This window comes from Undibacterium sp. FW305-107 (genome assembly GCF_058788535.1).
The window spans coordinates 570,355-584,002 of sequence record NZ_JBYTAV010000002.1 but is presented as its reverse complement, the minus strand read 5'-3'; the positions used below and the strand labels follow the sequence as shown (position 1 = coordinate 584,002).

Genomic DNA, 13,648 nt, shown 5'->3' with positions numbered 1-13,648 from the left:
GACCTGAGAAAATACTCAGGTCTTTGCCTTATCTTCCGATATATTTTTCAACAGGGACCACACCATCCCGCCCAATAATAATAAACCGACACCTAATGCAGCCCATAGCCAAGGTTTGTGCTCTTTGGCGGGTGTTTTCTCAGCGGCAGGCTTGATAGCAGCCTGAGGCGCTACATAGTCGGCAATTTCTACACTGGCGATATCAGCCTGCACTGGCTTGGTCAAATCCATTTTTGGGATCAGCCTTGTCAAAGGTATTGCAGCTCCCTCTTTGCTCTCCGCTCCCCATTCTAGCTGGTAAGGCGGTTTTCCACGCGCCAGAAATACCAGTCTGCGTGGCAGACTGGCGATCTGTATCTCCGGTAAAGTTTTACCCAGTTTGCTATATGGATTATCTGTTTGCAAGCGCAAGGTTTTATAACTGGCACCGTCCATGAGCAAATCACGTGATTTGACTTCACCGTTGGGTAGATTGATTTTATAAACCAGGCTTTCATTCAGCCAGACCTGCTGATCCACCGGCACTTCAGCATTGCGCTTTTGATGCCTTAGCACATGCAAAGGGTAAAGCGGGCTATGTCTGTGGTGGTAGGAGGATACTGGCGTAGTTGTTGGTGTCACCTGCGCCAGTACCGTAATATGCAACAGGGTATTGGGTTCGCTCACCAGTAAACGCAGGCTGTCTATAGGCGTGTTATCGGGAATGCTGTACTCACAGTAATTTGCAGCGCAAGTCTTCACAGGAATAGGCTTACTCCATTGCAAAACCGGTGGTGTATAGACTTCTTGCTGGCTGTCTATGCTGACATTATCCAGCCAGGGCGCATCTGCAGGATTATTCCATCGCAGACGCAAATACTGCGCACTCACATGATGAAGCCTGATGCCGAGATTCTGTAGCACAGAGCCCTGATGACGTAATTGCACCAGTTGTTCGCTACCTAATGATTGCCAGTTTTTCAGGTCATTACTGCTTTCCAGCGTGAAGCCAAACATGCCGTCTACCTGCTCGGCTATGCTGAACCTGGCTTGCAATAATTTACCCTTGATCTTGCTGACATCAATAATCCAGGCAGGCACAGGATTTTGCCTGGTGATTTTTACTTGCGACAAAGCAGTCAGTGAGCCATCTGCATTTTGCCGGAAGCTGCTAAAACTGCTGCTTTGTATGTCTTTTACAGGAAACGCACTGACGGTTTTACTCTCCAGTTTGGCACTGGGCGTTTCCATATCAGCCCAGGCAAAAGACAAGAGGTCACCCTCCGCATTACGCACGCGCACATCATGCAGATCAGAATGCAAGCTACCTGGATATATATTGATTGGTATATCCAGTTGAAAATACGGGCCCGTTCCTGTGCTGGTGATGACCGCGTGCTTTAGCTGCGGTGTAATAGCCTGGGCCATGACCACAGTGGAGGTAATCGCACAAGCAGCCAGCAATAACAGCTTCAATTGCAATTTCGTTCTCAGCTTGTTGATACTCATGATGCCTTCCCTTGATCTTCTGGTGCCTTACTATCCTCTGCCAATGTAGCTTGTGGCTCTTTGGGCTTGACAGGTACAGGTGCAAAGTAGCCAACCACCAGCAACAAGATACCAACACCGATGAAAGAAACAATACGGTATAGACCGCCACGGTCAGCCAGTTCTATCAAGAACAGTTTCAAAACCACGACGCCCAGCAAGGCTGCGCCTGCAGTCCAGATACCACGCGACATACGGCGATTACCAAACAGCATGACAGCCACGCCACAAATTGCCCAGGTAATGGAAACCGCAGCCTGACTCAGGCGTGAAGCAAACAAGGCATCTGCATCCCAAGGCACGTCAGCGAAATGATGACAACTACGCAAGACCATGCCAGTCAATAAAGCCAGGGCGGTAGCAGCTGCCATTGCTGTCGCTGCATATGTTGTGTCTGTTTTGAGTGCTGGCGCAGGCAAAGCACGCCACCAGTGCAGTAAGGATGCCAACACCAGACACTGCCCTAATTCCAGAGGGTTCAGCAAAGGCAGATAAGGCAAGGGGCTGGCATCGCCTGCACTGAAGGCATTGGTCAACCAGCACCACACCAGCAAATACAGGGCAACGGGTGCACAGGCCTGTTCTATGTAGGCTTTGCGATAAGAATTAAGCGGCCACCTGCCTGCGAGTGGTTTGGCACCAATGAACCAGAAAACAAGTGCAGGAACCAGCACCCAGCCCAGTAATGGCCAGCTCGACCAGGTATCAGCCAATGGTGCAAGGCGTGCCTGCCCTTCGCGCGCAGCCAATAACAAGAAGAACCAGAAACCGGCGATATGTGTCAGGCTCAAGAGTCGTGACCATGCTGCCATCCAGTTTTGCTGCTTTTTCAGTATCTGCAAATGCCAGGCCAGTGCCAGCGGCCAGGCCAGCCAACCTAGATTTGCCGATGGCAAGTAAAGGCCATCCGCACTCACAGCACCAATCAAACCAGCAAAAACCAATAACGGCAAAGTGACGATAGTGGCAAAACCCATTTGCGGCCACTTGCGCCATGCTGCCAGTGCCGCCATCAGGACTGAGCTGCCCAGACCTATCACAATGGCGACAATTGAAGAATAATTGCGGTGATCTGTGCGTATCAGAGTTTCCAGGCTCTCAGGGAACCAGGCATCTAACCACCATGCCAGTCCCCATACAATAGGCAAGCCCAAAGCAAGCTTACTATTGCACCAGGGGTTAAGCCAGACCGATGATAGCTTTTGTTCAGGCGTACCTGTATTTGCAGCATTGCCAAAGCCACTCAAGTCCAGCAACACGGCCCGCATCCTGGCTGCTTCGGCACGGATAAAGTCTGCGCTGAACCAGGCTGACACAGCCAGCGACAAAGGTACGAAAAAGCCCAGATGTGTGAAGGCCGTGCCCTGATATTTGCCCGGCTCCACCAGGCACAAACCGGCAGCAATGATTTGCAAGACGGCAGCAAAGCCCGCCAAAGCGCCATGCGACATGCGCAAGCCCACCCACAGCAAAAGGCAGGAAGTTAACGGCCAGATCAATGATGCCTGTGTCAGGTTGATGGCAAACAGCATGGCCAGATGCAACAATGCACTACCGCTGATGATGGCCAGTTGATTCCAGATTGACCAGGCAGGTGGTAAAGATTGCGCTTGCGCCGCCCGCTTGGTCGCCACCATGGAACGCCCGGCACTGAACAATATACTACCAGCGATAATAAGGGCAGCCAGACCACCTTTCCAGCCATCTTCTAGCGCAGCATTGCCATTGGCAGCGACGTGCAGGGTCAGCATGAAGGATGCCAGCGCGGCTGCCTGCAAAGTGGCAGAGATATATTCAAAAGCCTTGAGTGCATAGCGACGGGCAATGGCCGATACCAGCAAAGCCATGACAGCCATTGCCGCTGCTGCAAATTGTGGGATCAGCAACATCCATGGCAACAAGGCCAGTGAAGCAACACCCAGCCACGGCAAAGCAGCATTTGGTGTGGCTTCCCAGCTTGAAATATTCTCTGGTTTTGCTTTTCTGTGCAAATTCCAGACGACAAAGCAGCTTATCGCCAGCAAGATTGGCCCCAGCAAACCACCCTGCAACAGTGGACCGCTGGCCTCAGGATTGATGTAGATACCGTGCAAGAGCTTGTAAGCCGCACCGACCATGACAACATAAGCAAAACCTCGTGCATAAGGCCGTTGCTGGCGTATGCCCAGCCAGTACATGCCTGCACCCTCGATTGCCCAGGCAGCACCTGTCCAGGCTCCCTCGAGTCCCAGCGGTATCGCCAGCGTCGCAAAGATGGCAGCCACGATGACATACGCCTCTGCCAGTAATGCCAAACCTTGTCTGGCTTTCGAAAACACAAACCTGGCCAGCAGCAAATAAAAGAAACCTACCGCCAGTGCAGAAAAGGCTGCGCCAAACTCTGTATGCCTGACCAGCATGTACTGCATGCCAAAGGCGGTGATGGGATTACCAAATACCAGGGCACTATCAACCCGCCCTACCCGTTTCAGGGTAGCCAGTGGGCCTTCTTCAACTTCTGCTTCTTTCAGGGTGCGGCGCGCAAACAACAGGCCTATCAGGGCAAACAGGACAAAGAAGAAAATCAGGAAAGGCTGCACAATACCGTACTGACTATCGGTATAGCTTCGCTCTGCCCAGCCTAGTGCCAGGGTGAAGGTACCAACGAAACCTATCAGGTTCAGCACACGCCAGGCATTGAACCAGGCGACCACGAAGATACCTATGTCGAGTACGGCCATATAGGTAAACAAGCCCAAAGGCCGGTTCTCACCTGTAGAAATCAAAACCGGGGTAGCAAAACCTTCGATGGCTGCGACGATGGCCAGGACCGGCGCATTTTGCAAAACAGCCAGGATGGCGCTCAGGACCGACACCATGAACAAGAAAGCAAAACCGACCTCAGGAGTGATCAAGGCATGCAATTTCATCGCCGATAGCGTGGTCAGATAAAACACACCTATCGCCATGCCCTGCAGTATCAATGCATAGTCCCGGCGCTTGCTGCGCAAGAACCATCCCAGTGCCAGCAATACCACGCCTGACAAGGCCACGCCTGCATAACGCAACTCTACTGGTACAGTGACTCGTTCTGCGGTATAGCGCAGCAAGAAAGCCAGTCCAAGGAATAAAATCAAAACCCCAACCTTGACCAGGGCATTACCACCAAAAATCAGTTTTGCCAGAGGTGCTGGCAAACTTTCTCTCAAGGTTTTTGGTGGCGGCGGTGGCGGACGTTTTGTTACTGGTGGTTTTACTGCAGCAGTATCTGCTACTGGCGGATTTATTACTGCAGGCACAGCAGGTTCCACAACGGGCTCTACAACGATGGCTGCTGGTAATGGCGCGACTTGTTCGGCGAAGACTTCCGGAGTCTTTTGGAGAGGTGCAGCATCTCGCAGAGGATTGATGTTCAGATCCAGTTCTTCCAGTTCCGCTTTCTGCTGCGTAACTACTGGCACTGCTTCTGTTTGTGCACCAGACTCTGTTGTCAGCGGAACCGCCACACTCAGGCTGGCATCATTGGCTTTTGCAACAGCAAGGGATACTTGTGGCTCTACCGGTGATTTTTCTTCTGCAACAGGCTGGCTTGCCGATTGCACTGGTGCGTCTGCACTCTTAACGAACACGCCACCAGCTTTCAGCTCAGCCATTTCGCGTTCCAGCGTTTGCAGGCGATGTTCAAGCGTGAAGATTTTCTGACGCATTTCAGCCATTGCATCAACTGGCTTGCCCGGTGCCGCCTGGGTCACTGGCTTATTCGCGGACGGCTTGGTATTGGCCTTATTGCGTGAACTACCTATCAGATGACCAACAAAACCACCTGTCAAAGCAAAAAAGAACATGGCAGCACCCGAATCGGTCGCCACGCCCAGAATAAAGCCTATGATTGCGCCCACAAACCACATATATCATTTCCTTGGATTACAGTATGCCAATGCGGCTAACGCCAGACTGTAAGGAAATTTTTAGAGACTTGCAATACTTATATCGCAGCGCCAGGGGAGAATCACCACTCATACCTTGCCAGTAGTGACAGATCAATGTTGCTTTTTAAAGCGTCAGCACGAAAATGTAGCAGCTGCCATATCATGAGCAACTGTCTGCAGTTGGAAACGCCCCTTCAAATACCAGTACCGGATACTAAAATGGCTTACAGCCAGTTACAAATCAATGGAGGTTATGGCTTGGCCTGGCGTTGCTCCAACTCTTTGTCGAGCTGATCTATGCGCAGTTTGCGCTGCAAGGCCTTGGCTTCCAATGCAATTCTCTGCAGGGAAACAATGTACTGGCGACGATGCTGTTTGACATCATTTAGACAGTCGTTGACAAAAAAAGTCTGGTGACAAGCGCGTTCTGACTGCTCATACCAGCTTTGCAAACGCAGTTGTGCTGCATTACTTTCTTTCAAAGCAGTTTCAGCCTGCTCTGCGCTATTAATGCTGCCAGCGGCATATTTTTGATCCAGGCCGGTAGTCAAATTTGCAATTTGAGCAAGCTCACTACTACCAGGTAAAGCCAGTGCATATGCAGCAACAGTCATTTGCACGACCACAGCTATGCATATGAAAAATAAACGGTTCATTAAGCAATATTCTCCGCAATTTGGCGTTGATCAGCATCCATGTATTCTTTTGATTGCATTTCTATAATGCGGGATACTGTACGGTGAAATTCATTAGACAAGGTACCGTTGGTATAAAGTTCCTCAGGCGGGACTTCTGCCGACATAATCAATTTGACTTTGTTGTCGTAAAACACGTCTATCAGCCAGGTAAAACGCCTTGCCTCAGATGACATGGCGGCAGACATGCGCGGTATCGACGACAAGACAACGGTATGAAAACGACTGGCGATCTCCAGGTAATCATTTTGTGAACGCGGGCCGCCACAAAGCGTGACAAAGTCAAACCAGATAACGCTACCGGCACGGCGCAAAGACTTGAGCTTACGGCCTTCGATATCAACATGCGGGTCCTCATCGCTGGTTTCCGCCACTCGTGCAAAAATATCGCGCAAGTTCTTGTCAGTCGTTGCATTCAGTGGTGTCAGATAAGCCTGAACCTGCTCCATGGCGCGTTTGCGGTAGTCGTTGCCGGAATCAACATTCAGGATATCAAGCTTTTCTTTCAGCAAGGCGATGGTTGGCAACATGCGGTCACGGTGCAAACCATCAGGATACAAGGTATCAGGCTGGTAATTGGATGTCATGACGAAGGACACGCCGTTCTCAAACAGGGCATTGAGCAAGTTATACAGCAACATTGCATCTGCCACGTCTGAAACGTGAAATTCATCGAAACAAATCAGGCGATATTTCTTGGCTATCCTGCGTGCCACTTCATCCAGTGGATCTGCCATCCCTTTGAGTTCATCCAACTGCCTGTGCACAGCGCGCATGAATTCATGGAAATGCAGGCGGGCTTTCCTGACAACCGGCACGACGGAAAAAAAACTGTCCATCAAAAATGACTTGCCGCGCCCTACACCACCCCACATGTAAACACCACGTGGCACTTCAGGGCGGGTTATCAGACGAGTAAATTTATTTGCCCGCTTACCCTTGTACTCCACCCATTCTTCATAGGCCGTCTGCAAGCGGTCAACCGCACGCTTTTGTGCTTCATCGGCCTGAAAACCACGTTGACTTAAAGCGTCCTGATAATACTCTATGACATTCATGGGCGAGGGATACTATCTTTGCTGGCTTGCCTGTGTATGGCAAGCGGGTAAAAAGCGACGCACTTTGCCTCAATCAAACTGAGGACAAAGTGCGCTGCCGGTGTGGACGCGATATTGCGCCGCTCTTTCAAAAAACGCTCAACCTGAATCAGAAATTCAGGGAACGCTTGTCAACTGCCAACGCTGCTTCTTTCGTCGCTTCAGACAAGGATGGATGTGCATGGCAAATACGGGCGATGTCTTCTGCCGACGCCTTGAATTCCATCGCCACTACGGCTTCGGAAATCAATTCAGATGCCATAGGGCCAACGATGTGCACGCCCAGAATTTCATCTGTCGTTGCATCCGCCAGGAACTTGACCATACCGGAGGTATCACCCAGGGCACGGGCACGGCCATTCGCCATGAACGGGAAAGTACCTGATTTGTAAGCCACGCCGTCTGCCTTCAATTGCTGCTCAGTACGGCCTACCCAAGCGATCTCAGGCGAAGTGTAGATCACCCAAGGAATGGTATTGAAGTTCACATGACCATGCTGACCAGCGATGCGTTCTGCAACAGCAACGCCCTCTTCTTCTGCCTTGTGTGCCAGCATAGGGCCGCGTACGACGTCGCCCACTGCCCAGACATTCGCCAGATTGGTTTTGCAATCGCCATCCACGGCGATAAAACCACGCTCATCAAGTTGCAGGCCAACTGCTTCTGCATTGAGACCATTGGTGTTAGGTGTACGGCCGATAGAGATGATCAGCTTGTCGAACACAGCTTTATGTTCAGCGCCTTTATCGTCGGTGTAGTTGACAGTCACGTCTTTGCCGCCATTGACGATTTCGCCGATCTTGACGCCCAGATTGATGGACAGTCCTTGTTTGACAAACAGTTTGTGTGCTTCTTTAGCGATTTGCTCATCCACAGCGCCGAGGAAAGTTGGCAATGCTTCCAGCACTGTCACTTCAGCACCCAGACGACGCCAGACACTACCCATTTCCAGACCAATCACGCCAGCGCCGATAACACCGAGTTTTTTCGGCACTTCTGCTATCTTCAAGGCGCCATCGTTCGACAGGATGGTAGTTTCATCAAATGCAGCACCAGGCAATGCGCGTGCATTCGAGCCAGTAGCCACGATGATGTGTTTGCCAGTGATTGTTTCTTCTGTCTTGCCAGCTACCTTGATTTCATACCCAGCAGCAGCTTTTACAAAAGAACCGTGGCCGTGGAAGAAAGTGACTTTATTCTTTTTGAACAGAAATAGGATACCGTCGTTGTTTTGCTTGACGATGGTGTTCTTGCGACCCAGCATCTTGGCTACATCCAGGCCCAGACCCTGTACATTGATACCGTGATCAGCGAAAGCATGACCAGCATGTTCATAATGCTCGGAAGACTGCAACAGCGCCTTGGATGGAATGCAACCTACGTTAGTACAAGTACCACCTGGAGCGGGGCCACCTTTTTCATTGGTCCATGCGTCGATACAGGCAGTAGAGAATCCCAGTTGGGCAGCCCGGATTGCGGCGATGTAGCCGCCAGGTCCACCACCGATAACGACGACGTCAAATTGTTTGCTCATGAAAATATCCTGATTTTATGTATATGAATTTAGCGTTGAATCTGGCCATGACTTTAGACGTAAAGTTCACGCTTCGCTTTGTGCTTTTCAGCTCTCTTCGGGGATGAATATCCAGGCCAGCAGATAAGCCACGACGCCGGCACCAAAGTAAAGACTGAAGAAGACAAACATCAAACGCCATATCCAGGAATCCAGACCAGTAAATTGGCCCAAACCACCACAGATACCACCCAGCCACTGATCATTTTTTGACCGCCGGAACTGGTTCAAATGGTTGAAACCCTGGCTCTGTTGATTGCCGGATGCGGATGTGTCGCCAGTTGCCAGCAATCTGGCTTTGGCTTGTGCAAATTCTGCATCAGACAGGGCTCCTGCCTGATGCAGTTCATGCAGACGTTTGATTTCGTCAGCGATATTCACGGAATGATTCTCGCTTTGCGTGTTGAACCCGAATTACAGATCAAGCAACAGGCGGGCTGGATCTTCCAGCGCGTCCTTCATTGCCACCAGACCCAGAACAGCTTCACGACCGTCAATGATGCGATGGTCATAAGACATTGCCAGGTAATTCATAGGACGGATAACGATCTGACCATTTTCAACTACAGCACGGTCCTTGGTCGCATGCACGCCCAAAATTGCGGATTGTGGTGGGTTGATAATAGGTGTAGACAACATGGAACCGAAAGTGCCACCATTCGAGATGGAGAATGTACCGCCAGACAAATCGTCCAGTGTCAATTTGCCGTCTTTTGCCTTGGCACCGAATTCGCCGATTTTCTTCTCGATTTCAGCAATCGTCATTTGATCCGCATTGCGCAGGATAGGTACTACCAGGCCGCGTGGAGAACCAACTGCGATACCGATATCGAAGTAACCGTGATAGACGATGTCATTGCCATCAACAGAGGCGTTGATGATAGGGTATTTTTTTAATGCAGCAACGGCAGCTTTGACGAAGAAGGACATGAAACCCAGTTTCACACCGTGTTCTTTTTCAAATTTGTCTTTGTACTTGTTACGCAAGTCCATGACAGGTGCCATGTTGACTTCATTAAAAGTCGTCAGAATCGCGTTGGTCGATTGCGATTGCACCAGGCGTTCAGCGATACGGGCACGCAAACGGCTCATCGGTACGCGCTCTTCAGGACGGTCACCCAGGCTGGCGATCGTTGGAGCAGCAACTTGTTGCAGGGCTGGTTTGCCAGTTGCAGGTGCGGCCAGAGGTGCAACTACTGGTGCAGCGGCAGGCTTGGCGGCAACCGCTGCCAGTGCATCACCTTTGGTAACACGGCCATCTTTGCCGGAACCATCAACTTGTGCTGCAGTCAGATTATTTTCTGACAGGATTTTTGCTGCTGCAGGCATCGCTACACCAGCAGAAGATTTTGCATCAGCAGGTGCAGATGTGGCAGCGGCCACTGCTACTGGAGCAGCAGACACTTCCATCGGGCTTACTTTTGCGGATGCATCAGTATCCAGGATCGCGATGATTTCGCCAGCAACGACAGTGCTGCCATCGCCCTTGATGATTTGTGTGATCACGCCAGCATCAGGTGCGGGCAGTTCCAGTACGACTTTGTCTGTTTCAACGTCGATCAGGTTTTCGTCGCGAGCGACTGACTGGCCAACTTTTTTATGCCAGGACAACAGGGTTGCTTCTGCGACGGACTCAGATAACTGAGGAACTTTTACTTCGATAATTGCCATTTTTTACTCTCCGATTCGGGTAGCCAAATGCGACATCAGCTTCTGATGTCGCATCGCGTCATTATTTGGTCAGGACAAAGCCTTTGAGTTTGGAAAATGCCGTTTCCAGCAATGCTTTTTGCTGTGCATAGTGCTTGTCGTAATAACCGACAGCTGGCGATGCACTGGCTGGACGACCTGCATAAGCAAGTTTTTGACCGTCTTCCAGACTTTCAAAAATATTGTGCTGAATCTGGAACCATGGCCCCTGATTTTGCGGCTCATCTTGTGCCCAAACCAATTCCGCCATATTCGGGAATTTTTTCAACTCAGCGACAAAGCTCTTATGCGGGAACGGATACAACTGTTCAACGCGGATAATCGCTGTATCAGCCTGACCACGCTCTTTACGGGCATTTACCAAATCGTAATACACCTTGCCTGAACATGCGATAACGCGTTTGACTTTCTTCGCGTCTATCTTCTCATCCACTTCACCGATAACGGTATGGAAGCTGCCTTTGGCCAGATCAGACAATGGCGAACCTGCATCCTTGTTACGCAACAAGGACTTCGGTGTCATGATGACCAGAGGCTTGCGGAACATGCGTATCATCTGACGACGTAACAGATGGAAAATCTGGGACGCAGAAGTAGGCTGAACCACTTGCATATTATTGTCAGCACACAGTTGCAGGAAACGCTCAGGACGTGCAGATGAATGCTCAGGCCCCTGACCTTCATAACCGTGCGGCAGCATCATGACCAGACCGGATGCGCGACCCCATTTCACTTCACCAGAACTGATGAACTGATCGATAACGACCTGGGCACCGTTGGCGAAATCGCCGAATTGCGCTTCCCAGATAGTCAGCGTATTTGGTTCTGCTGTGGAGTAACCATATTCAAAGCCCAGTACCGCTTCTTCAGACAAGACGGAATCGATAACAGTGAATGGTGCCTGTTTGTCAGAAATGTTTTGCAGAGGAATATACGTACCTGCATCCCAACGTTCGCGGTTTTGATCATGCAAAACTGCATGACGGTGAACGAAAGTACCGCGACCTGCATCCTGACCTGTCAGACGAATTGCATAACCAGAAGAAACCAAGGATGCGTATGCCAGATGCTCGCCCATGCCCCAGTCCAGGTTCATGTCGCCACGCCCCATGGCGGCGCGGTCACCCAATACTTTTTCTACCAGGCTATGTGGCTTGAAGCCTTCTGGTACGGTAGTAATACGCTCAGCCAGACGCTTCAATTCAGTTGCCGGCACTGCTGTGTCAGCGGCATCTGTCCATTTACGGTTGAGGAAAGGAATCCAGTCAACAGCGTATTTATTCTTGAAGTTGGAGATCACCGGATCATGGGTATGCTTGCCAGCATCCATGGCATCACGGTAAGCCTTGATCATTTGATCGCCACCATCCGCAGGGATAGTGCCTTGCGCTGCCAGCTTGTCTGCATACATCTTGCGTGTGCCTGGATGCTGAGCAATCTTCTTGTACATCAAAGGCTGGGTCAGTGCAGGTGTATCTTGCTCGTTATGGCCAAGTTTACGGTAGCAGATGATGTCGACGACGACGTCTTTCTTGAATTCCATACGGTAATCCAGAGCGATCTGGGTAGCCAGGACAACGGCTTCTGGATCATCTGCATTGACGTGCAATACCGGTGCTTCGATCATTTTGACGACGTCGGAGCAATACAGGGTGGAACGTGAATCGCGTGGATCAGAAGTCGTGAAACCGATCTGGTTATTGATGACGATATGTACAGTACCACCTGTACCATAGCCGCGTGTTTGCGCCAGGTTCAGGGTTTCCATGACTACGCCCTGCCCTGCAAACGCAGCGTCACCGTGTACCAGGATAGGCAATACTTGTGAGCCATCCTTATCGCCGCGACGCTCCATACGCGCTTTGACAGAACCTTCAACCACTGGATTAACGATTTCCAGATGGGAAGGATTGAACGCCAGAGACAAGTGAACCGGGCCGCCCGGGGTAGAAATATCAGACGAGAAGCCTTGGTGGTATTTAACGTCACCGGCCGGCAAGTCATCACCATGTTTGCCTTCAAATTCAGCAAACAGATCCTGAGGCATTTTGCCAAGGGTATTGACCAGTACGTTCAGACGGCCGCGGTGGGCCATACCGATAACGATTTCTTCCACACCGCGCTCACCCGCGCGCTGGATAGTCTCATCCATGGAGGCGATAAAGCTTTCGCCACCTTCCAGGGAGAAACGTTTCTGACCAACATATTTGGTGTGCAGATAGCGTTCCAGGCCTTCAGCCGCAGTCAGGCGGTCAAGGATATGTTTTTTCTTTTCAGGAGAGAAAGATGGCGTGGAGCGTATCGCTTCCAGCTTTTGTTGCAACCAGCGTTTTTCTGTCGGGTCACTGATGTACATGAACTCAGCACCGATGGAACGGCAATAAGTGTCACGCAAGGCATTCAAAAGGTCGCGCAATGATGCAGTTTCTGGCCCGAAATAGGTATTGCTGATATTGAACTGTATGTCCATATCGGCATCGGTAAAGCCATAGAAACTTGGTTCCAGTTCAGGGATACTTGGGCGTTCCTGGCGTTGCAGCGGGTCCAGATTGGCCCAGTGACTACCAAGGAAACGATAAGCGGCAATCAGTTGCTGGGCAGCGACGCGTTTGCGTCCCATTTCAGCATCCGCAGTCGCATTGACTGTGCGTATCGGGCCTTGTTTGGCACGTTCAGCAAAGGAAGCAATAACAGGTGCGTGGGCGACGTCGGGTTTGGCAGAGCCATCGACGGCAGGCACGTTTTGCATGGCGTCAAAATACGCGCGCCAATTATCAGGAACAGAACCGGGATTATTCAGGTACGCTTCATACAGTTCTTCTACATACGGCGCATTGCCGCCGAACAAGTACGAGTTAGCGTTATATTGTTGCATCATCTTGCTCACCTTTCTTCGCGTTTCGCGAGATTAGCGGGTTAATCTAACCTTCCGCGACACGGCCTGACCGGTTAGCGGATTGCACATCAAGTTGTGGGGAAGGGCTTAATTCAAACTATCCTCGTGATCAAATCAAAAAGCATGTCATTTAAATATGTTTTTTGATTGAATCGCGAAAGTTATTCCTAAAAATCACTTTCGTGGCGAAGCATAGCATAATTACTGAAGAAAAAAAAAAGCGAGTCGCAAAGACTCGCTTT

General features: G+C 50.7%; 8 protein-coding genes. All 8 read right to left on the bottom strand.

Features of this window, described 5'->3' with window-relative positions:
- Nucleotides 1-15: 15 nt before the first annotated feature.
- Nucleotides 16-1,488, bottom strand: a complete 1,473-nt coding sequence (locus AC3WQT_RS06710; protein ID WP_492703001.1) for a DUF3999 family protein — start codon at nucleotides 1,486-1,488, stop codon at nucleotides 16-18.
- Nucleotides 1,485-5,414 carry a DUF2339 domain-containing protein gene (locus tag AC3WQT_RS06705; protein WP_492703000.1) on the bottom strand — a complete coding sequence of 1,310 codons (3,930 nt, stop codon included), beginning with the start codon at nucleotides 5,412-5,414 and terminating at the stop codon, nucleotides 1,485-1,487. Before AC3WQT_RS06705 ends, AC3WQT_RS06710 begins: the two co-directional genes overlap by 4 nt.
- A gap of 272 nt (nucleotides 5,415-5,686) precedes the next feature.
- Complete coding sequence (locus tag AC3WQT_RS06700) at nucleotides 5,687-6,049, bottom strand: hypothetical protein (protein ID WP_492702999.1); 363 nt, start codon at nucleotides 6,047-6,049, stop codon at nucleotides 5,687-5,689.
- A gap of 41 nt (nucleotides 6,050-6,090) precedes the next feature.
- Nucleotides 6,091-7,188 (bottom strand): cell division protein ZapE, encoded by a 1,098-nt coding sequence (gene zapE, locus AC3WQT_RS06695; protein ID WP_492702998.1) that lies wholly within the window; start codon nucleotides 7,186-7,188, stop codon nucleotides 6,091-6,093.
- 148 nt (nucleotides 7,189-7,336) lie between these two features.
- Nucleotides 7,337-8,761 carry a dihydrolipoyl dehydrogenase gene (gene lpdA, locus AC3WQT_RS06690; protein WP_492702997.1) on the bottom strand — a complete coding sequence of 475 codons (1,425 nt, stop codon included), beginning with the start codon at nucleotides 8,759-8,761 and terminating at the stop codon, nucleotides 7,337-7,339.
- Between the two features lie 87 nt (nucleotides 8,762-8,848).
- On the bottom strand, nucleotides 8,849-9,181 hold the full coding sequence (locus AC3WQT_RS06685) for a PspC domain-containing protein (RefSeq protein ID WP_492702996.1): 333 nt from the start codon (nucleotides 9,179-9,181) through the stop codon (nucleotides 8,849-8,851).
- A gap of 33 nt (nucleotides 9,182-9,214) precedes the next feature.
- A complete protein-coding gene (gene odhB, locus AC3WQT_RS06680) occupies nucleotides 9,215-10,471 on the bottom strand; it encodes a 2-oxoglutarate dehydrogenase complex dihydrolipoyllysine-residue succinyltransferase (protein WP_492702995.1) in 1,257 nt (418 codons plus the stop codon).
- Nucleotides 10,472-10,532: 61 nt separating this feature from the next.
- The gene (locus AC3WQT_RS06675) at nucleotides 10,533-13,388 is read right to left on the bottom strand and encodes a 2-oxoglutarate dehydrogenase E1 component (RefSeq protein ID WP_492702994.1); all 2,856 of its coding nucleotides are present in this window, start codon (nucleotides 13,386-13,388) and stop codon (nucleotides 10,533-10,535) included.
- Between the last annotated feature and the right edge of the window lie 260 nt (nucleotides 13,389-13,648).

What these genes read in the sequence shown, in the direction of transcription:
- AC3WQT_RS06710 (WP_492703001.1), bottom strand. Translation starts at nt 1,488, where the DNA reads ATGAGTATCAACAAGCTGAGAACGAAATTGCAATTGAAGCTGTTATTG.
- AC3WQT_RS06705 (WP_492703000.1), bottom strand. Translation starts at nt 5,414, where the DNA reads ATGTGGTTTGTGGGCGCAATCATAGGCTTTATTCTGGGCGTGGCGACC.
- AC3WQT_RS06700 (WP_492702999.1), bottom strand. Translation starts at nt 6,049, where the DNA reads ATGACTGTTGCTGCATATGCACTGGCTTTACCTGGTAGTAGTGAGCTT.
- zapE (WP_492702998.1), bottom strand. Translation starts at nt 7,188, where the DNA reads ATGAATGTCATAGAGTATTATCAGGACGCTTTAAGTCAACGTGGTTTT.
- lpdA (WP_492702997.1), bottom strand. Translation starts at nt 8,761, where the DNA reads ATGAGCAAACAATTTGACGTCGTCGTTATCGGTGGTGGACCTGGCGGC.
- odhB (WP_492702995.1), bottom strand. Translation starts at nt 10,471, where the DNA reads ATGGCAATTATCGAAGTAAAAGTTCCTCAGTTATCTGAGTCCGTCGCA.
- AC3WQT_RS06675 (WP_492702994.1), bottom strand. Translation starts at nt 13,388, where the DNA reads ATGATGCAACAATATAACGCTAACTCGTACTTGTTCGGCGGCAATGCG.